The organism is Pseudomonas sp. LRF_L74, from assembly GCF_965644255.1.
In the GTDB taxonomy this organism is placed as follows: domain Bacteria; phylum Pseudomonadota; class Gammaproteobacteria; order Pseudomonadales; family Pseudomonadaceae; genus Aquipseudomonas.
The window spans coordinates 1-20,523 of sequence record NZ_CBFFRH010000004.1; the positions used below are offsets into that span (position 1 = coordinate 1).

The 20,523-nt window shown below is 62.1% G+C and carries 17 protein-coding genes; 15 read left to right on the forward strand and 2 right to left on the reverse strand.

The window, feature by feature from the left end; genetic code table 11:
- Positions 1-236: 236 nt before the first annotated feature.
- Positions 237-623, reverse strand: coding sequence for a MerR family transcriptional regulator (locus ACSZPK_RS11460; RefSeq protein ID WP_437882002.1), 387 nt, complete (start codon positions 621-623; stop codon positions 237-239).
- Positions 624-865: 242 nt separating this feature from the next.
- On the opposite strand from ACSZPK_RS11460, the gene ACSZPK_RS11465 reads away from it, so the two are divergent.
- The 4 genes from ACSZPK_RS11465 (at position 866) to ACSZPK_RS11480 (ending at position 6,850) form a co-directional block, all read left to right on the forward strand.
- Positions 866-2,029, forward strand: a complete 1,164-nt coding sequence (locus tag ACSZPK_RS11465) for an isovaleryl-CoA dehydrogenase (RefSeq protein ID WP_437881586.1) — start codon at positions 866-868, stop codon at positions 2,027-2,029.
- Positions 2,030-2,182: 153 nt separating this feature from the next.
- Entirely contained in the window at positions 2,183-2,359 is a 177-nt protein-coding gene (locus ACSZPK_RS11470; RefSeq protein ID WP_437881587.1) for a hypothetical protein, read from the forward strand.
- Positions 2,349-5,297, forward strand: a complete 2,949-nt coding sequence (locus tag ACSZPK_RS11475; protein WP_437881588.1) for an ATP-binding protein — start codon at positions 2,349-2,351, stop codon at positions 5,295-5,297. Before ACSZPK_RS11470 ends, ACSZPK_RS11475 begins: the two co-directional genes overlap by 11 nt.
- 119 nt (positions 5,298-5,416) lie before the next feature.
- Positions 5,417-6,850, forward strand: coding sequence for a sigma-54-dependent transcriptional regulator (locus tag ACSZPK_RS11480; RefSeq protein WP_437881589.1), 1,434 nt, complete (start codon positions 5,417-5,419; stop codon positions 6,848-6,850).
- 396 nt (positions 6,851-7,246) lie between these two features.
- On the opposite strand, the gene ACSZPK_RS11485 is transcribed toward ACSZPK_RS11480, so the two are convergent.
- Positions 7,247-7,585 (reverse strand): hypothetical protein, encoded by a 339-nt coding sequence (locus ACSZPK_RS11485; RefSeq protein WP_437881590.1) that lies wholly within the window; start codon positions 7,583-7,585, stop codon positions 7,247-7,249.
- Between the two features lie 135 nt (positions 7,586-7,720).
- On the opposite strand from ACSZPK_RS11485, the gene ACSZPK_RS11490 reads away from it, so the two are divergent.
- The 11 genes from ACSZPK_RS11490 to ACSZPK_RS11540 all read left to right on the forward strand — a co-directional run bounded on the left by ACSZPK_RS11490 (position 7,721) and on the right by ACSZPK_RS11540 (position 20,487).
- On the forward strand, positions 7,721-9,112 hold the full coding sequence (locus ACSZPK_RS11490; protein WP_437881591.1) for a polynucleotide adenylyltransferase PcnB: 1,392 nt from the start codon (positions 7,721-7,723) through the stop codon (positions 9,110-9,112).
- The gene (gene folK, locus ACSZPK_RS11495) at positions 9,109-9,615 is read left to right on the forward strand and encodes a 2-amino-4-hydroxy-6-hydroxymethyldihydropteridine diphosphokinase (RefSeq protein WP_437881592.1); all 507 of its coding nucleotides are present in this window, start codon (positions 9,109-9,111) and stop codon (positions 9,613-9,615) included. The genes ACSZPK_RS11490 and folK overlap by 4 nt, the downstream gene beginning before the upstream one ends.
- Positions 9,616-9,824: 209 nt before the next feature.
- Positions 9,825-10,625, forward strand: a complete 801-nt coding sequence (gene panB, locus ACSZPK_RS11500) for a 3-methyl-2-oxobutanoate hydroxymethyltransferase (protein ID WP_437881593.1) — start codon at positions 9,825-9,827, stop codon at positions 10,623-10,625.
- On the forward strand, positions 10,622-11,470 hold the full coding sequence (gene panC, locus ACSZPK_RS11505) for a pantoate--beta-alanine ligase (RefSeq protein WP_437881594.1): 849 nt from the start codon (positions 10,622-10,624) through the stop codon (positions 11,468-11,470). Before panB ends, panC begins: the two co-directional genes overlap by 4 nt.
- 123 nt (positions 11,471-11,593) lie before the next feature.
- Entirely contained in the window at positions 11,594-13,258 is a 1,665-nt protein-coding gene (gene pgi, locus ACSZPK_RS11510) for a glucose-6-phosphate isomerase (protein WP_437881595.1), read from the forward strand.
- Between the two features lie 88 nt (positions 13,259-13,346).
- A complete protein-coding gene (locus ACSZPK_RS11515; protein WP_437881596.1) occupies positions 13,347-14,225 on the forward strand; it encodes an oxygenase MpaB family protein in 879 nt (292 codons plus the stop codon).
- A gap of 98 nt (positions 14,226-14,323) precedes the next feature.
- Positions 14,324-15,337: a class I SAM-dependent rRNA methyltransferase gene (locus ACSZPK_RS11520; RefSeq protein WP_437881597.1), complete on the forward strand. Its 1,014-nt coding sequence runs from the start codon at positions 14,324-14,326 to the stop codon at positions 15,335-15,337.
- Between the two features lie 78 nt (positions 15,338-15,415).
- Positions 15,416-18,418, forward strand: coding sequence for a DUF748 domain-containing protein (locus tag ACSZPK_RS11525; protein WP_437881598.1), 3,003 nt, complete (start codon positions 15,416-15,418; stop codon positions 18,416-18,418).
- On the forward strand, positions 18,415-18,705 hold the full coding sequence (locus tag ACSZPK_RS11530) for a DUF2845 domain-containing protein (protein ID WP_437881599.1): 291 nt from the start codon (positions 18,415-18,417) through the stop codon (positions 18,703-18,705). Before ACSZPK_RS11525 ends, ACSZPK_RS11530 begins: the two co-directional genes overlap by 4 nt.
- Positions 18,706-18,763: 58 nt before the next feature.
- On the forward strand, positions 18,764-19,069 hold the full coding sequence (locus tag ACSZPK_RS11535; protein WP_437881600.1) for a DUF2845 domain-containing protein: 306 nt from the start codon (positions 18,764-18,766) through the stop codon (positions 19,067-19,069).
- The gene (locus tag ACSZPK_RS11540) at positions 19,069-20,487 is read left to right on the forward strand and encodes a rhomboid family intramembrane serine protease (protein ID WP_437881601.1); all 1,419 of its coding nucleotides are present in this window, start codon (positions 19,069-19,071) and stop codon (positions 20,485-20,487) included. The genes ACSZPK_RS11535 and ACSZPK_RS11540 overlap by 1 nt, the downstream gene beginning before the upstream one ends.
- The last annotated feature ends 36 nt before the right edge of the window (positions 20,488-20,523 follow it).

The following is a 20,523-nucleotide window of genomic DNA, read 5'->3' on the forward strand; positions in this document are numbered from 1 at the left end:
ACCTATAACCAACTGATTAACAAGGAGTTTTAAGATCAGGCCGCGCCGGAAGTGGCGCGAATTATAGGCACATCAATCCTGACGTCAACTGTTTTTTGGGCTCATTGGTCATTCGAGCTGAAGACAACTCAAGACCCTCCTCAAACGCCCGTAGTTGATCGACAAGGCCACTCCATATTTGCTCCCGTTTCGACACCCTCACTTCAAGTGCAGGGGCATCTAACCGGCAAGCATGCCTATGACTGGTGAGGTATGCCCTGCAAGGCGGCACGACAACGCTCTTCAGCGGTGTCCAGCTCCACTTGCATCTGCTTGATGTCAAGCAGTTGCTGTTCCAGTTGCAGGCGACGCTCAGCGATCTTGTCCAGCATGATGCTGAGCTGATGATGGTTATCCCCCTGGGGATCGTAGAGTTCGATCAGCGCCTTGCATTCAGCGAGGGAAAAGCCGATGCGTTTACCACGCATGATCAGCTTGAGGGTGACTCGATCCTTCGGCGTATAGATGCGCTCTTGGCCACGCCGGTTCGGAGACAGCATGCCTTGCTCTTCGTAGAAACGAATGGTTCGAGTGGTGACATCCAGCTCGCGAGCCAATTCGGAAATGCTGTAAGTCTTGGCAATCACACTGAACCCTTTTGCGAGAAACCGGGAGCGAGACTGTGCATAGCCGACAGCCTGGACTCACGATGAGAGTATTCGGACGCTAACAACTCCTTACGTTAACGTCAAAGAAAGCACCATCTATCGCACAACTTATATAGATGCTGAGCCGCCCCGGGAGAATTGCAGCGTTGACAGAACATATAGACACTCTAACGTTAACGTAAAGGTTAAAAGAAGCTTCCACACGACCAAGGTGAGCCATGACCTACCCCAGCCTCAACTTTGCCCTCGGTGAAACGATCGATATGCTGCGTGAGCAAGTGCGCAGCTTCGTGGCCAGCGAATTGGTACCACGCGCCAGCGAAATCGATGCCAACAACCAGTTCCCAGCGGACATGTGGCGTAAGTTCGGTGCCATGGGCCTGCTCGGTATTACCGTCGAGGAAGAATATGGCGGCTCCGGATTGGGTTACCTGGCTCATACCATCGTCATGGAGGAGATCAGCCGCGGCTCGGCCGCGGTTGCGCTGTCCTATGGCGCCCACTCGAACCTGTGCGTGAACCAGATCGAACGGAACGGCAACGCCAGGCAAAAAGCCCGCTACCTGCCCAAGCTGGTATCCGGTGAGCACATCGGCGCCCTAGCCATGAGCGAGGCGAGTGCCGGTTCCGATGTGGTCAGCATGAAGCTGCGTGCTGACAAACATGGCGATCGCTACCTGCTCAATGGCTCCAAGACCTGGATCACCAACGGTCCGGATGCCAACACCTATGTGATCTATGCCAAGACCAACCGGGACAAGGGGGCGCATGGCATCACGGCGTTCATCGTCGAGCGAGACTGGAAGGGATTCTCCCGCAGCGACAAGTTCGACAAGCTCGGCATGCGTGGCTCCAACACCTGCGAGCTGTTCTTCGACGATGTCGAGGTCCCCGAGGAAAACGTCCTGGGCCTGGAAAATAGTGGCGTGCGCGTGCTGATGAGCGGCCTTGACTATGAGCGGGTGGTCCTCTCTGGCGGCCCGGTAGGCATCATGCAGGCTGCGATGGACGTTGTTGTCCCGTATATCCACGACCGCAAGCAGTTTGGCCAGAGTATCGGCGAGTTCCAACTGATCCAGGGCAAGGTCGCCGACATGTATACCCAGCTCAATGCCAGCCGCGCCTACCTCTACGCGGTGGCCAATGCCTGTGACCGTGGCGAGACCACGCGCAAGGATGCCGCCGGAGTGATTCTCTACACCGCCGAGCGCGCCACGCAGATGGCCCTGGAGGCGATCCAGATTCTCGGTGGCAACGGCTACATCAATGAGTTCCCCACCGGGCGCCTGCTGCGCGACGCCAAGCTCTACGAGATCGGCGCAGGCACCAGCGAGATCCGCCGCATGCTGATCGGCCGCGAGCTGTTCAACGAGACCAAGTAAGCCGCAAGCGGCAAGTTCCATTTGAAGCCTGTGGAAGGAAGCCCCAGCGCGCCACGGCCAAAACGCGTTTGCCGCCGCCAAACTCGCCAATGACTCGCCAACAGCCCTAGTTACCCCTTATAAAAGGCACCTTCGAATCAGGGCTGGCTTTCCATGTACATCTACCGACTGGTGCTGCTGCTGGTGGTGGGCATCTATCTGTTCTCGCCCGCCATCATGGATTGGTGGATCGACCCGGACGGAGCCTGGTACCGGCCCTATCTGCTGTGGCTGATCCTGATCGTCGTGACCTTCATCCTGCAGAACCAGCGAGACGCCGATGAGCTTTGATCTCAGCCAACTGATCCTGATCGGTGCCGGCTATCTGTTCATCCTGTTCGGTGTGGCCTGGCTCAGTGAAAAGCGGATCATTCCGCGCAGCGTCATCCGCCATCCTCTGACCTACACCCTGTCACTGGGCGTTTATGCCAGCGCCTGGGCGTTCTACGGCACGGTCGGGCTGGCCTACCAGTACGGTTTCGGCTTCCTTTCCGCCTATCTGGGCATCACCGGCGCGTTTCTGCTCGCCCCGGTGCTGCTGTACCCGATCCTGCGTATCACCCGCACCTACCAACTGTCGTCGCTGGCCGACCTGTTCGCCTTCCGATTTCGCAGCAGTTGGGCCGGGGCACTGACCACACTGTTCATGCTGGTCGGCGTGCTGCCACTACTGGCCCTGCAGATCCAGGCCGTGGCCGATTCCATCGGCATCCTTACCCGCGAACCGCTACAGAACCGCTTCGCCCTCGGTTTCTGCGCCTGGATGATCCTCTTCACCATTCTGTTCGGTGCCCGGCACATCGCCACCCGGGAAAAGCACGAAGGCCTGGTCTTTGCCATCGCCTTCGAATCGCTGGTCAAACTGGTCTGCCTCAGTGCAATCGGTCTCTATTCGCTGTACCACGTGTTCGGCGGGCCGGGCGAACTGGAGCTGTGGCTGCTGCAGAACCAGGCCTCTCTCAATGCCTTGCACACGCCGCTGCAGGAAGGTCCTTGGCGTACCCTGCTGCTGGTGTTCTTCGCTTCGGCGATCGTCATGCCGCACATGTATCACATGACCTTCACCGAGAATCTCAACCCGCGCACCATCATCAGTGCGAGTTGGGGGTTGCCGCTGTTCCTGTTGCTGATGAGCCTGTCCATACCACTGATCCTCTGGGCCGGCCTGCGTCTCGGCGCGCCGACCAGCCCGGAGTACTTTCCGCTCGGCGTCGGGATTGCCGCCAATCAGCCACTGCTGGCCTTGGTCGCCTATGTCGGTGGCCTCTCCGCCTCGACCGGGCTGATCATCGTCACCACCCTGGCCTTGTCCGGCATGGCCCTCAACCACCTGGTCCTGCCGATCTACCAGCCGCCGGCCGAGGGCAATATCTATCGCTGGCTGAAGTGGACACGCCGCGCCCTGATCTGCGCCATCATCATGGCCAGCTATGGCTTCTACCTGATGCTGGGGAAAGATCAGGGCCTGGCCAACCTGGGTATCGTCGCCTTCGTCGCCACCCTGCAGTTCCTGCCCGGTGCGCTGTCGGTGCTGTACTGGCCGACCGCCAACCGCCTTGGTTTCATCTGCGGCCTGCTGACCGGCATCCTGGTCTGGGCCCTGAGCATGCTGTTGCCCCTGGTGAGCAGTCAGCAGGCGCTCAATCTGCCGTTCATCGAATACATCTACAGCCTCAACGACACCAGTTGGCACCTCGCGGCGATTGGCTCACTGGCCGCCAACGTGCTGGTGTTCACCCTCATTTCGCTGTTCACCGACAGCAGCCCCGAGGAACGCAGCGCGGCAGAAGCCTGCACCGTGGATAACATCCGCCGCCCGCAACGACGCGAGCTGCAAGCCACGTCGCCGCAGGAATTCGCCATCCAGTTGACCAAGCCCCTCGGCGCCCGTACCGCGCAGAAGGAGGTGGAGAAAGCCCTGCAGGACCTGCACCTGCCATTCGATGAGCATCGCCCCTATGCCCTGCGTCGCTTGCGCGACCGCATCGAAGCCAACCTCTCGGGCCTGATGGGCCCCAGCGTGTCCCAGGACATCGTGGAAAACTTCCTGCCCTACAAGAGCGGCAGCGAAAGCTACGTCACCGAGGACATCCACTTCATCGAAAGCCGCCTCGAGGATTACCACTCGCGCCTGACCGGCCTGGCCGCCGAGCTCGACGCCCTGCGCCGCTTCCACCGCCAGACCCTGCAGGAGTTGCCGATGGGTGTCTGCTCGCTGGCCAAGGACCTGGAGATCCTGATGTGGAACAAAGCCATGGAGGAACTGACTGGCATCGCTGCGCAACAGGTGGTCGGCTCGCGCCTGGCGACACTCGGCGAACCCTGGCGCCAATTGCTGGGCGACTTCGTCGAGCAGGACGATGAGCACCTGCACAAGCAACGCCTGCAACCGAATGGCGAGGAGCGCTGGCTCAACCTGCACAAGGCCGCCATCGACGAACCGCTGTCGCTCGGTAACAGCGGCCTGGTGCTACTGATCGAAGATGTTACCGAGACCCGTGTACTGGAAGACCAGCTGGTCCATTCCGAGCGCCTGGCCAGCATCGGTCGCCTGGCGGCGGGCGTGGCCCACGAGATTGGCAACCCGGTCACCGGCATCGCCTGCCTGGCGCAGAACCTGCGCGAGGAGAACGAAGAAGACGAGGAAATGGTCGAGCTCAGCTCACAAATCATCGACCAGACCAAACGTATCTCGCGCATCGTCCAGTCGCTGATGAACTTCGCCCATGCCGGCGCCCAGCAGCGCTCGGAATACCCGGTCAACCTGGCCGACGTGGCCCAGGATGCCATCAGCTTGCTGTCACTCAATCGCAACAGCACCGAGGTGATTTTCCTCAACCTGTGCGACCCCGGCCACCTGGCCAAAGGCGATCCGCAACGCTTGGCGCAGGTGCTGATCAACCTGCTGTCCAATGCCCGCGATGCGTCCTCCGAAGGCGGCACCATCCGGGTCAGCAGCGAAGCCAGCGAGCAGAGCGTGCACCTGATCGTCGAGGACGAAGGCAGTGGGATTCCCAAGGCCATCATGGACCGCCTGTTCGAGCCATTCTTCACCACCAAGGACCCTGGCAAGGGAACCGGACTGGGGCTCGCGCTGGTCTATTCCATCGTGGAAGAGCATTATGGACACATCTTGATCGACAGCCCCGCGGACCTGGAACGTCAATGCGGTACCCGCTTCCGGGTGACTTTGCCGCGTTATGTCGAAGCGATATCGATAGCCACATGACCCGCAGCCGATCGGCCGGGGCATAGCAGCCAAGCTGCTTCAACCGTGTTCATCGAGCGCGCCCGCAAGGAAGCCATGCATTGCGGCGCGCGTCGAGACCGTCGAGAGAAGAGAGTTCGATGCCACACATACTCATCGTCGAAGACGAAACCATCATCCGCTCAGCCCTGCGTCGCCTGCTGGAACGCAACCAGTACCAGGTCAGCGAGGCCGGCTCCGTACAGGAAGCCCAGGAGCGCTATGGCATTGCCGATTTCGACCTGATCGTCAGCGACCTGCGCCTACCCGGCGCCCCCGGAACCGAGCTGATCAAGCTCGCCGAGGGCCGCCCGGTGCTGATCATGACCAGCTACGCCAGCCTGCGCTCGGCGGTGGACTCGATGAAGATGGGCGCGGTCGACTATATCGCCAAGCCCTTCGACCACGACGAAATGCTCCAGGCCGTGGCGCGCATCCTGCGCGACCACCTGGCCGCCCGCGGTAACAACGCGGAAACCCCAGGCAAGCCAGCCGGCAAGAGTTCCACCGCGGCCAACGGCGAGATCGGCATCATCGGCTCCTGCGCGGCCATGCAGGACCTCTACGGCAAGATCCGCAAAGTCGCTCCGACCGACTCCAACGTACTGATCCAGGGCGAGTCCGGTACCGGCAAGGAACTGGTCGCCCGCGCCTTGCACAATCTATCCAAGCGCGCCAAGGCGCCGCTGATCTCGGTCAACTGCGCAGCGATTCCGGAAACCCTGATCGAGTCCGAACTGTTCGGCCACGAGAAAGGCGCGTTCACCGGTGCCAGCGCCGGGCGTACAGGGCTGGTCGAAGCTGCGGACGGCGGCACCCTGTTCCTCGACGAAATCGGTGAGTTGCCGCTGGAGGCCCAGGCGCGGTTGCTGCGCGTCCTGCAGGAAGGCGAGATTCGCCGGGTCGGCTCGGTACAATCGCAGAAGGTCGACGTGCGCCTGATCGCCGCGACCCACCGCGACCTGAAGACCCTGTCGAAGAATGGCCAGTTCCGCGAAGACCTCTATTACCGGCTGCACGTCATCGCCCTCAAACTACCGCCGCTGCGTGAACGTGGCAGCGACGTCAACGAGATCGCCCAATCCTTCCTCACCCGCCAATGCACACGCATGGACCGCGAAGACATGCGCTTCGGCCACGATGCCGAGCAGGCCATCCGCCATTACAGCTGGCCAGGCAATGTCCGTGAACTGGAAAACGCCATCGAGCGTGCGGTGATCCTCTGCGAGGGTACGGAAATCAACGCCGACCTGCTGGGCATCGACATCGAACTGGACGACCTCCCGGATGACCTGGAAGTCGACAGCTTCGAGATCCACAGCACACCGTCGCTGGCTGCCACCGGCCCGAACCACGACCCCATGGAAGACTTGTCCCTGGAGGACTACTTCCAGCACTTCGTTCTCGAACATCAGGATCACATGACCGAGACCGAGCTCGCGCGCAAGCTGGGCATCAGCCGCAAGTGCCTGTGGGAACGCCGCCAACGCCTTGGCATTCCACGCCGCAAGTCGGGAGCCACCGCCGGCTCCTGAGAGACTGTTCACGAGCGTTACCTGATGGGCGGGCGGTAACCGCTCCGTCTGTTACCTCACCGGCATTTGCCGTAACAAAAACCGGGGCTATCGGTAACGATGCTCCGGTTTTTTTCTGCTAAACATATAGCTGAAATTTTCAAACCATTGAAATATAAGGTTTTTTAAAAACTGGCACGGCAAGTGCTTTATATCTGGCACAACAACAATAACAAGCAGTGAAAACCACAACAAAAATAAGACACAACGGCTCTAGCACAATAAAAACAAGAAGGCGGAGGCGAGGCTAACTGATCATTTTGGAGAGGACTTGTTTTTGGGGCTTGCCCCACAGCCGGACAGAGAACAATAAAACTGTCGACAGACAGCGCCCGGACCGGTTGGATCACGCGATGATCAAAGCGAAATCAGCATCCAAAGTAATCCGTTTGCTACTGGTGACCAATTTGGTTCACCACCAACGAGCCCAACAAGAAAAACAACAGGCTCGCTATAACAACAAAAATAAAGCTCAGCAGCATTTGCGGGGGAGCGCCAGCTCCCCCTGTAGCTTTCCCCCTCTATGAATATCCCCGGCTTGCCTTTTAATTCCCCATCGCTCCGCTCGGTGCTAGCATGCGTGCCAGTCGTGCATTCTGGCAGGCTGTTGAAAAACATCGGCGAGGCAGAATGGCCGAGGAAAAAACGACCGAGAAAGCGCAGTTTACGTTCTGTAAATGAGCATTTTGAGGTCATTTTTGACGACGGTCAGCCAACGCAGGTAGTTTTTCAACAGCCTGCCAATGCGCGTTTAAGGCCTCTCGGCAAGCTAATCCGTCCACTCTTTCGGTTCTCCTTGTCGGCTGCATCCTTCACCACACAGTGCATCCCATGCTGAAGAAGCTGTTCAAGTCTTTCCGCTCGCCCCTGAAGCGTAACGCCCATTCCCGTAGCACGCCCGAAGCGCTGGGCCCGCGCCAGCACTCGTTGCAACGCGGCCAGTTCAGCCGCAACGCGGTGAACGTCGTCGAGCGTTTACAACATGCGGGCTACCAGGCATTCCTGGTCGGTGGCTGCGTACGTGACCAACTTCTGGGCATCACCCCCAAGGATTTCGACGTCGCCACCAGCGCCACACCGGAGCAGGTTCGCGCCGAATTCCGCAATGCCCGGGTCATCGGGCGGCGCTTCAAGCTGGTACACGTGCATTTCGGCCGCGAGATCATCGAGGTCGCGACCTTCCGCTCCAATCACCCACAGGATGAGAGCGAAGAAGACAGCCACGTGTCATCGCGCAACGAAAGCGGGCGCATCCTGCGAGACAATGTCTACGGCAACCAGGAAGACGACGCCCAGCGCCGAGACTTCACCATCAACGCGCTGTATTTCGACGTCACCGGCGAACGCATCCTCGACTACGCCCACGGCGTGCACGACATCCGCAATCGCCTGGTACGCCTGATCGGCACACCGGAACAGCGCTATCTCGAAGACCCGGTGCGCATGCTGCGCGCCGTGCGTTTCGCGGCGAAACTGGATTTCGACATCGAGAAGCACACCGCCGAGCCGATCCGCCGCCTGGCGCCTATGCTGCGCGATATCCCGTCGGCACGGCTGTTCGACGAGACGCTCAAGCTGTTCCTCGCCGGTTATGCCGAGTACACCTTCGACCTGTTGCTCGAATACGACCTGTTCGAGCCGCTGTTCCCGGCCAGCGCCGCAGCCCTGCGGCACAACCCGGAATACACCGAGCGCCTGATTCGCCGTGCCCTGGCCAATACCGATGACCGTATCTACCAGGGCAAGCCGGTCACGCCCGCGTTTCTCTTCGCCGCGCTGCTCTGGCCCGCCCTGCCGGCTCGTGCCCTGCAACTGCAGGATCGTGGCATGCCGCCGATCCCGGCCATGCAGGAAGCCGCGCACGACCTGATCGCCGAGCAATGCAAACGCATCGCCATTCCCAAACGCTTCACCCTGCCCATCCGCGAAATCTGGGACATGCAGGAACGACTGCCACGGCGCAGCGGCAAGCGCGCCGACCTGTTGCTGGAAAACCCGCGTTTCCGGGCTGGCTACGACTTCCTGCTGTTACGCGAGGATGCCGGCGAGAAGACCAATGGGCTGGGCGACTGGTGGACCGATTATCAGGACGCTAACGACAGCGAGCGACGCGCCATGATTCGAGACCTCAGCAGCCACAACGATGAAGCGGCAAGCGGGCCACGCAAGCGTCGCCGCAGCGGTAGCCGCAAGCGCCGTGGAGCCGGCCAGGCCAGCGAATGAGCGAGCGCGTCTATATAGGCCTGGGCAGTAACCTGGCCCAGCCACTGCGGCAACTGCGCACGGCGCTCGATAGCCTTGCCGCGCTGCCGCGGAGCCAGTTGGCCAGGGTTTCGTCGTTCTATGCCAGCGACCCGCTGGGGCCTGCGGACCAACCGCGCTACGTCAATGCCGTAGCTGCCCTGGATACCGGGCTGTCACCGCTGGAACTGCTGGACGCCCTGCAAGCCATCGAGCTGGATCAGGGCCGCGTGCGCAAGGACGAACGCTGGGGGCCGCGAACGCTGGACCTGGACATTCTGTTGTTCGGCGACCGGCAGCTCGACGAACCACGCCTGGTCGTGCCCCATTACCACATGCATGCCCGTGCCTTCGTGCTCTATCCGCTGGCTGAAATAGCCCCCGACCTGGTCTTACCGGATGGCCGCGCACTGACGCTGTTACTGCAGGCCTGCCCCTTCTCCGGCCTGGAGCGCCTGGCACAGGCGAGCCAGGTAACGCCGTAACACGACGGTAACACCCGTGATTGACTTCACGCCCCCCCATCTGGACTATAAGCGTCCCTTTGCCCTGCGGCGGTGCGGATACCGCGCGTAACGGGCCGGACGAACACCCTGGAACGACTACCGGAAACACAGAACAAGGCGCGCCCTCGAGACAAGCGCCGACCGGTTGGTTGCAGTGTTCACACCGACTCGCTGATGAGGACTTTCCAATGCCTGATGTAACCGTAAGCACTCTGCTGAAGCTGAAACAGAAGGGCGAGAAGATCACCATGCTGACTGCATACGACGCAACCTTCGCCCAGGCTGCATGCGAGGCCGGCGTCGAGGTTCTGCTGATCGGCGACTCATTGGGCATGGTCCTGCAGGGGCATGACAGCACCCTGCCGGTGACATTGGCCGACATGGCCTATCACACCGCGTCAGTGAAACGTGGCAACCAAGGCGCGCTGATCATCGCCGACCTGCCCTTCATGACCAACGCGACCCTGGAGCAGACACTCTCCAGCAGTGCCGAGCTGATGCGCGCGGGCGCACACATGGTGAAGATCGAAGGCGCCGCCTGGCTGGCCGAGCCCATTCGCCAACTGGCTGACCGTGGCGTTCCCGTTTGCGTGCACATGGGGCTTACGCCACAGGCAGTCAACGTATTGGGCGGCTACAAGGTGCAAGGTCGCAGCGACACGGCTGCACGCCAGCTACGAGCCGATGCCATGGCCCTGGACCAGGCCGGCGCGGCCATGATCCTGCTGGAGTGCGTGCCCAGCGAACTGGCGGCGGAAATCACCCAGTCGGTGAAGATCCCGGTCATCGGCATCGGCGCTGGCAGCGATACCGACGGCCAGGTCCTGGTACTGCATGACATGCTGGGCCTTTCACTGAGCGGGCGAGTGCCCCGTTTCGTGAAAAACTTCATGGAAGGCCAAAACAGTATTAAAGGCGCTCTAGCCGCTTACGTACACGAAGTGAAGAACCGCAGCTTCCCGGCTGCCGAGCACGGATTTTCTGCATGAACACTGTCAAGACCGTCGCCGAATTGCGCGCCGTCATCGCCCGGGCACGCAGCCAGGGCAAGCGTATCGGCCTGGTGCCGACCATGGGTAACCTGCACGCCGGCCATATCGCCCTGGTCAACACGGCACTGCGGCATGCCGACTTCGTGGTCGCCAGCATTTTCGTCAATCCGCTGCAATTCGGCCGTGGCGAAGACCTCGACAGCTACCCTCGTACCCTCGCCGCCGATCAGGACAAACTGGTCGATGCCGGCTGCCATCTGCTGTTCGCTCCCGATGTGAGCGAGATGTACCCAGACGGCATGGAGCAACAGACCAAGGTCAGCGTACCCGTGGTCTCCGAAGGGCTCTGTGGCGCCAGCCGTCCTGGCCATTTCGATGGCGTGTCCACGGTGGTCAGCAAACTGTTCAACATGGTCCAGCCGGACGTCGCCGTGTTCGGCCAGAAGGATTACCAGCAACTGGCGGTCATCCGCACCATGGTCCGTGACCTGAACATGCCGGTCCAGATCATCGGCGAGCCGACCGTACGCGCCGAGGATGGCCTGGCCCTGTCTTCGCGTAATGGTTACCTGGACGACACCCAGCGCCATGATGCGATTGCCCTGTATCGGGTACTGCAGGGCGTGGTCGAAGCGATCCAGGGCGGTAACAACGACCTGCCCGCCCTGCTCCAGCACGCCAGCAAAGACCTGGGCAGTGCCGGTTTCCGCCCCGACTACCTGGAGGTGCGAGAGGCCGCTAGCCTGCGCCAGCCTTCCGCGCAGGACAGCCAATTGGTGGTGCTGGGTGCGGCATTCATGGGTAACACCCGACTGATCGACAACATCGCGTTCGAGCGCTGAGCCTCGTTTGCAAGTCGCCTGAACACCTCGCTTATCGCTACACTCCAAGCCCGGTAATATCCGGGCTTTTTCATAGCCCGTGATCCCCAAGGTCGCCCAGCAATCGCAAGGAACCCTCAGTCAATGGCGTACTACCAGTCCCCGCTCGACGTGACCGAACTCCCCGCCTGGCAAGCCCTGCGCGAGCACCGTGAAGCCATGCAGCGTTTCAGCATGCGTGATGCCTTCGCCGCCGACCCGAAGCGCTTCAACCAGTTTTCGATGAGTACCTGCGGCCTGCTGCTCGACTACTCGAAAAACCTGATCACCGAGGAAACCCGTGACCTGCTGGTCCAATTGGCCCGTGAGGCCGGCCTGGAACAAGCCATTCACGCGCTATTCGATGGTGAGCCTCTCAATGCCTCGGAGCAACGCCCGGCCCTGCATACGGCCCTGCGCCGGCCGATCGGCGACTACGTGGAAGTGGATGGCGAGAACGTCATGCCCGACGTGCATCGCGTGCTCAACCAGATGACCGACATCGTCGGCCGTATTCACAGCAACCTGTGGCGCGGCTACAGCGAAAAGACCATCACCGACGTGGTCAACATCGGCATCGGCGGCTCCTTCCTCGGCCCGCAACTGGTTTCCGAAGCCTTGCTGCCCTACACCCAGAACGGCGTGCGCTGCCATTACCTGGCCAATATCGACGGCAGCGAATTCCATGACGTGGCCGGCAAGCTGAACGCCGAGACCACCCTGTTCATCGTCTCCAGCAAATCCTTCGGTACCCTGGAAACGCTAAAGAACGCCCAGGCCGCGCGCACCTGGTACCTGGCCCGTGGCGGCACCGAGGAAAAGCTCTACCGCCACTTCATCGCCGTGACCAGCAACAACCAGGCGGCCATCGAGTTCGGCATCCGCGAGAAGAACATCTTCCCGATGTGGGACTGGGTCGGCGGGCGCTATTCGCTGTGGTCGGCCATCGGCCTGCCCATCGCCCTGGCCATCGGCATGTCCAACTTCAAGGAACTGCTGTCCGGCGCCTACAGCATGGACACCCACTTTCGCACCACCAGCTTCGAGAAGAACATGCCAGTGCTGCTGGCCCTGCTCGGCGTGTGGTACGGCAATTTCTGGGGCGCGCAAAGCCACGCGATCCTGCCCTACGACCACTACCTGCGCAACATCACCAAGCACTTGCAGCAACTGGACATGGAGTCCAACGGCAAGAGCGTGCGCCAGGACGGCAGCCCGGTCAGCACCGACACCGGTCCGGTGATCTGGGGCGGGGTCGGTTGCAACGGCCAGCATGCCTACCATCAACTGCTGCACCAGGGCACCCAGTTGATCCCGGCGGACTTCATCGTGCCGGTGGTCAGTTACAACCCGGTCGCGGATCACCACCAGTGGCTGTATGCCAACTGCCTGTCGCAGAGCCAGGCACTGATGCTCGGCAAGAACCGCGAGGAGGCCGAAGCGGAACTGCGCGGCAAGGGCCTGCCGGAAGACGAGGTACAGCGCCTGGCGCCGCACAAGGTGATCCCCGGTAACAGGCCGAGTAACACCCTCGCCCTGGAGCGCATCAGCCCGCGCCGCCTCGGTGCACTGGTGGCGATGTACGAGCACAAGGTGTTCGTGCAGAGCGTGATCTGGGGCATCAACGCCTTCGACCAGTGGGGCGTGGAACTGGGCAAGGAACTCGGCAAGGGCGTGTACCAGCGCCTGACCGGCTGGGACCAGCCCGTCGCCGAAGATGGCTCGACCCAAGGCCTGATCGACTTCTTCCGCAGCCGCCACCGCGGCTGACCCGGCCCAACGGGAGCCTGGCCCCACGCCGGGCTCATCGGTGGCGATGACCTTGCACTGATCGTCATGGCACCGGACACTTCGCGCCATGGAACTTCTTCGTCGCCACATCGAGAAACAGATCATCAGCCTCAGCGGCGTCGCGCTCGGCCAGATCGACTTCGAATCGCCGCCCGGCGATCCAGGCCTGTTCGGCCCGGACGCCGTGTGCTGGCGGGTGCATGGTGACTTCACCAGCATGATGATCGGCGGCATCGGCGCTCTGCTTCTGCAAGCGCTGCATCCCCTCGCGCTGTCCGGTGTCTGGGATCACTCGAACTTTCGTGAAGACCTGATCGGCCGCCTGCGCCGTACCGGCCAGTTCATCTCCGGCACCACATTCGCCAGCCGTGCCGATGCCGACTGGTTGATCGAGAAAGTGAAGAAGATCCATCTCGGCGTGGTTGGCGTCGCGCCAGACGGCCGCCCCTACGCCGCCAGCGATCCGCAATTGCTGACCTGGGTCCACGTCGCCGAGGTCAGTTGCTTCCTCGAGGCTCATCTGCGTTACCTCGACCCGGGACTGAGCGCAGCCGATCAGGATCGCTACTACGCCGAAACCGCGACCATCGCCGAACGCCTCGGCGCCCTGGACGTGCCACGCTCACGCGCAGAAATAGCCCGTTATCTCGATGCTGTCAGGGCACAATTGCTGTGCGACGAGCGCTCGCGGGAAATCCTCGACATCCTTGCCTCGGCGCCCGCCCCGAGCCTGGCGGCGATCCCGTTGCGCAAGTTGATAATGCGCGCGGGCTTCGACCTGCTGCCACACTGGGCCCAGGAAATGCTCGGCACACCCGTGAGGCGAACAGAGAGCCGTCGCATCCGCTGGCTGGTCTGGCGCATCGCGCCGTTGCTGCGCTGGGCCATGCGCAGCGGCGCGCTCCACCGTTCGCGCAAGCGGATGGGGATGCCGCCGGAAGCTTGAGGCCAGCCTGGGGCAGACTATTGCGCGTTCCACTTCAAGCTTCCGGCTTCCAGCCCCCTCCCCTAAACTACGCCGCCCCGCCGTCAGAGAGCCCGCCCATGTCGTCGTTACCCCAAGCCCTGAGCGCCGCTCTCGAACGCCGTCGTCCGCTGCTTGCCCGACTGCATGAACAAGGCAGCGACTGTTACCGTTTGTTCCACGGCAGCCAGGAGGGCGAATCCGGCTTGGCTGTGGACCGCTACGGCCCGCAACTGATGGTGCAGAGCTTCCATCGACCACTCGAACGGGAAACCCTGCTCGGCCTGCATGCCCAGATCGAATCCGGGCTGCAGCAACCCCTGCAGTTGATCTACAACGACCGCTCCGGCAGCAACTCGCGCATCGACCGCAGCGACCCTGTCTATCAGCCGGACACCGCTGCCCTGGCCGATCAGGTTGGCCACGAATGGGGCCTGAATTACCGGGTGCGCGGCCGTCACTCCGGCCAGGACCCGTTGCTGTTCCTCGACCTGCGCCAGGCCCGTGGCTGGGTCAAGGCCAACAGCCGTGGCAAATCGGTGCTCAACCTGTTCGCCTATACCTGCGGCGTCGGCCTGTGCGCGGCGGCGGGAGGCGCCAGCGAAGTGGTCAACCTGGATTTCGCCGAAGGCAACCTGGCCGTTGGCCGGGAAAACATCGCTCTCAATCCCTCGCTGTCAATGCAATTCATCCAGTCCGACTACTTCCCGGCGATCCGCCAGTTCGCCGACTTGCCGATCACCGCACGCCGCGGCCAGCGCCTGCCGCACTACCCGCGCCTGGAGGCACGCCAGTTCGACCTGGTATTCCTCGACCCACCGGCCTGGGCCAAGAGCGCCTTCGGCACCGTCGACCTGCTGCGCGACTATCAGAGCCTGCTCAAGCCGGCGATTCTCGCCACCGCCAACGACGGTGTATTGGCGTGCTGCAACAACCTGGCGAAGGTGCCGATGGACGACTGGCGTGCACAGGTGCTGCGCTGCGCGGAAAAACTCGGGCGCCCGGTGCGCGATAGCGAAGTAATGGCACCTGCCGATGACTTCCCGTCTTTCGACGGCCAGCCACCGCTGAAGACACTGATACTGAGATTCTGACCACAGGCTGACGGCCCAAATGCACGTGCAGCCATGCCATACTTCATCCTCCCTCACAGCGGAAGATGACATCGCCCCATGCCCAAAGGACTGAAACGCGCCGCCAGCATCCTGATCATCGCCCTGGCCCTGTACAGCCTGCTCGGCTTCCTGGTCCTTCCCGGCATCGCGCTACGGGTGATCAACGCACAGCTCGCCCAGTACGCGACCGTGCCAGCCCATCTGGCGCGCCTCGAACTCAACCCATTCAGCCTGGAAGTCAGCGCCTGGGGGCTGCGCATCGGCGAGCCGGACAAGGAGCACGTCGCCTTCGAACGCCTGTATGCCAACCTGCAGGTCGACAGCCTGTGGAGCGGCGCGCTGCACCTGCGCGACGTCGAGCTGGAAAAGGCCAGGACCGAAGTCTTGTTCGCCAAGGACGGCACACTGAACCTGACCCAACTGTTCAAGCTGCCAGCGAGCGAAGACGAACCTGACGAGAAACCCTCCTCCGGCATCTTCCCCGTGCGCATCGAGCGCATCGCCCTGATCGAAAACGGCCTGCATTTCCAGGACCTGCGCCCGAGCGAAGTGGTGGATTTCGTCTATGACTCGCTCAACCTGGAACTGAAGAACCTCAGCACCCTGCCTGACGACAATGCCGACATGACCCTGGTCGCCACTGGCCCTGCCGGCGGGCGCATCGACTGGAACGGCAAGATCGCTCTGTCACCGATATCCTCCAGCGGCCAGCTCACGCTCACCGAACTGAACATGAGCGGCTTCTGGCCCTACGTCCGTGATGCCGTGCCACTGGTACTGGAACACGGCACCCTCAGCCTCAGCACCCACTACTCACTCAATCTGGCCAAGGGCACCGAGCTACAACTCACGGACACCAGCGCTACCCTCGCGCCCTTCGCCATCAAGAGCCCGGACGACAAGCCGCTGGTGAAGCTCGAACAACTGGAAGTCGGCAAGACCAGCCTCGACCTGGCCAAGCAATTGGTCACCGTTGGCGAAATTCGCAGCAAGAACCTGGAGACCTGGGCTGCCCGCGAAGCCGATGGTCAACTCGACTGGCAGAAGCTGTTCGCCAGCCAGCCGACCAAGGCCGAAGCCAAGCCAGCAAGCCCCGTGAACGAAGAAGCCAGACAGGCGGTGCAACAGGAAGCCGCCCAGGCCCAACAGCCCGCTGCCGCCAAAGACCCGGCGGACACACCTGCTGCCGCGCAGCAGGCCGAACCTGGCAAACCCTGGCAGGTCGTGCTGGAAGACGTGCAACTGCGTGACTACCGGATTCACCTGGCGGACCGCGCGCCCGGCCAACGCGGACAAGAGGTGAAACTCGACCTCGCCCCGCTGAATCTCGATATCAAGGGGTTCGACAGCCTCGGCACCTCGCCCTTCACCCTGGCACTCGATACCGGCGTCAACGGCAAGGGCCAGATCAAAGCCGACGGCCAGGTCCAGCTCAGCCCGGTCAGTGCCAAACTGCAGGTTGCGACCCGTAACATCGACCTGCGCCTGGCCCAGGCCTACCTGTCTCCGTTCGTGCGCCTGGAAGTCCGTAGCGGCTTGCTCGACAGCGATCTGGCCGTCGACCTGCAAAGCACCGAGCCGCTGGCCTTCGCTATCACTGGCAAGGCCACGGTCAACCAATTGCATACCCTCGACACCCTCAAGGAACGGGACTTCGTACGCTGGCAGCGCCTGCAGGTCAACGACCTCGCCTACCGCCACGGCCAGGGCCTGAGCATCGGCCTGGTCACCCTCGACAAGCCCTATGCGCGGGTGATCATCAACGAAGACCTGACCACCAACGTCAACGAACTGATCGTCAAGCAGACCTCGTCCGCAGAACCGCCCAAGGTGGTCGACGCGCCGGCCGAAAAGCCGCTGCCCATCCGTATCGGCGGGGTGAACATCAACGACGGCTCGGCCAACTTCGCCGACTTCAGCCTGACGCCCAACTTCGCCACCGCCCTGCAACAGCTCAACGGCAAGATCGGCACCCTCGACAACCAGAGCCCGAAAACCGCGGCCGTGAACATCGAAGGCAAGGTCGACCGCTACGCGCCGGTCAGTATCAAAGGTGCGTTGACCCCCTTCGACCCGCTCAACAGCCTGGATATCGCCACCAGCTTCAAGAACGTCGAGCTGACCACCCTGACGCCCTACTCCGGCAAATTCGCCGGTTACCGCATCCGCAAGGGCCGCCTCAACCTCGACCTCCATTACCGCATCCAACAGGGTGAGCTCAACGCAGAGAACAAGCTCCTGCTGGAAAACCTCCAGCTCGGCGAGAAGGTCGACAGCAAGGATGCCGTAGACCTGCCCATACGCCTGGCCGTGGCCCTGCTCAAGGACACCCAGGGCAGGATTTCCCTGGAGCTGCCAGTCAAGGGCAACCTCAACAACCCAGAGTTCAGCGTCATGCCCATCGTCTGGCAGACCCTGCGCAACCTGGTCCTGCGCGCGGCCCAGGCGCCCTTCAAGTTCGTCGCCGGCCTGGTCGGCGGCAGCGATGCGGACCTCAGCCAGGTCCCCTTCGCGGCGGGCAGCAGCGAGCTGAGCGGACCCGCGCGGAAGAATCTCGACACCCTGATCGCCGCCCTGAAGCAACGGCCGGTGCTGCGCCTGGAAGTCGAAGGCATCGCTTCGGCCAAGGCTGATGGCCCGCTACTCGCCGCCCAGCGCCTGGAGCGCGAATACCAGACCACCTGGTACAAGGTGCTGCAACGTCGTGGCGACAAGGTGCCGGCAGAAGCGGATCAGCTCGAAGTCAGCGAAAGCGACAAGGAAGCCCTGCTCGAAGGCATCTACCGTTCGCGCCTCAAGCAGCAGCCTCCGGCCGACTGGACCAAACTGAGCGACAAGGAACGCACGGAACAATTGCGCAATGCCGTGCTGCAATCCTGGTCAGACAGCGAGTTGCTGCTGCGCCAACTGAGCCAGGCACGCGCGGCCAGCATCAAGGCCTATCTGGTCGACACCGGCAAACTCGAGGATCAGCGCGTGTACATGCTCGATGTCAGCAATGGCGAAGCCGATCAGGACGGCAGCGTGTACACGGCCCTGCACCTGGGAAGCGGCGAGTGAAACGGCTGCTCGGTGCCCTGGCGCTTGCCGCCCTCGGCACCGGCGCATCGGCCTCGACCATGCGTTGCGGCAGCAACCTGATCAATGTCGGCGACCGCGCCTTCGAAGTCGAACGCCTGTGTGGCGCTCCTGTTCGCCAGGATCTGATCGGTTACAGCGGCGGCCCCTACGCGCGCAACGAGCTGAAGCTCGAAGAGTGGCTGTACGGGCCAACCAACGGCATGCTCTACATCCTCAGGTTCGAAGGCAACCGCCTGACCAATATCGAAACCCGGCGCAACCGCTGACAGGCCAGGTACGCCGGTGTAGGCTGCCGCTCACCGCTTTTTTGCACAAGGCCGTGCCATGCCCAGACTCGTTGCGCTTCTATGCCTGCTGATCGCCAGCGGCGCCCACGCCAGTTCGACCCTGCGTTGCGGATCCAACCTGGTCAGCACGGGCGCCTCCAGCGCCGAAGTCCAGAGCAAATGCGGCCAGCCGATCAGCCAGGAAAAGCTCGGCTACAAGGAGGTCCCGGTCTATGGCTACGGCGGCGGCTACACCGAAGTGCTCGTCGAAGAATGGATCTACGGACCACGCGGAGGCATGTATGACTACCTGCGCTTCGAGGGCAATCGCCTGAGTAATATCGAAAGCCGGCGCGGCCGCTGATGCTGATCGTTCCCGCCGAGCATCCACTGGACTGGAAACGTCCGCCAGTCGTCACCCTGCTGCTGATCCTGCTCAACGTGATCATCTATTTCGGCTACCAGAGCGGAGATGAGCAACGACGTGAGCAGGCGGCTCAGATCTACCTGGACCAAGGCCTGCTCAACCGCGAGCGCGGCCTGTTCCTCGAAACCTTTTCGACACGCCACAAGCTGGATGAAGCACAACGCGAAGAAGTTGCCGACTTGCGCCGTCCCCAACTGGCGGCGCTGATCATCAGCGATCTGCAATTCGAACAAGAGATTCATCAAAGTGCCGGGTACCAGGCCGATCCGACCTGGCAGTCGGCCCGCACCCAGGCCGAGCACGCGCGCAACCTGATCAGCAGTGTGCGCTTCGGCTTCATTCCAGCCCAATTCACGGTACAGGGGCTGTTCGGGGCAATGTTCCTGCACGGCAGCGCCGATCACCTGCTGGGCAACATGATCTTCCTGTTCATCTTCGGCTTCGCCCTGGAAATCGCCCTTGGCCGCTGGCTGTATCTCGCCCTGTATCTGCTCGGCGGCGTCGCTTCCCACCTGCTGTGGTGGGCCTTGGACCCTGCATGGATAAGTGGGGTCGGCGCCTCCGGAGCGATTTCTGGCCTGATGGGTCTGTACATCGGTGTCTACGGCCTGCGGCGGATCAACTTTTTCTACTGGCTCGGCCCGTTGTTCGGCTATTTCAAGGCTCCGGCGCTATGGATCCTGCCGATCTGGCTCGGCAAGGAGCTGTACGGCCTGCTGCTGGCCGACGACCATGTCAACTACTACGCCCACCTCGGCGGATTGATTGCCGGCTTCGCGGCCATCGTCCTGTTGCGCCTGGGCAGCCGCATACAAGTCGACGAGGCCTACCTCAACAAGGAAGACCCACACGCATCGTTCAAGCGCGAACTGGCCTCCCTCGATCAATCGATCGGCCGCTTCGCCTTGGCCGAAGCCTGTGCTCGAGGGCAAGCGCTGCTGACGCGCTACCCCAACCAGTTGCCCCTGCTGGAACGTCTCTATCCGCTGGCGCTCAGTCGCAATGACCGGCCGCTGCTGACGCTCGTCCTCAAGCAACTGCTGGCCTTGCCCAGCGAGCAGGCCTGGCCGTTGCTCGAACGCCTGGCCCAGGATAGCGCCAAGCAGGAAAACCGGGTTCTGCATAACGCCAACCTGCAACTCCTGTTGCTGCAGCGCCTGTTGCAGGCGAACCAGAATGCACGACTCGCCTTGCCGGCCTGGCGCTACCTGAGCGCTCAGGAGAAGCCCCCTGCCACCTTGCCAGCCCTGACGCTGCAATTGCTCAAACGACTCGATCCGCAAAGTGCCGGCGAGCTCCGGCGTTTCCTGCAACGCCACTATCCAGAGGCCGAGCAGACGCGATTGTTGCGCTAGGGTCTGCTTGGCGGATCTACCGCTTGGCAATTCAGC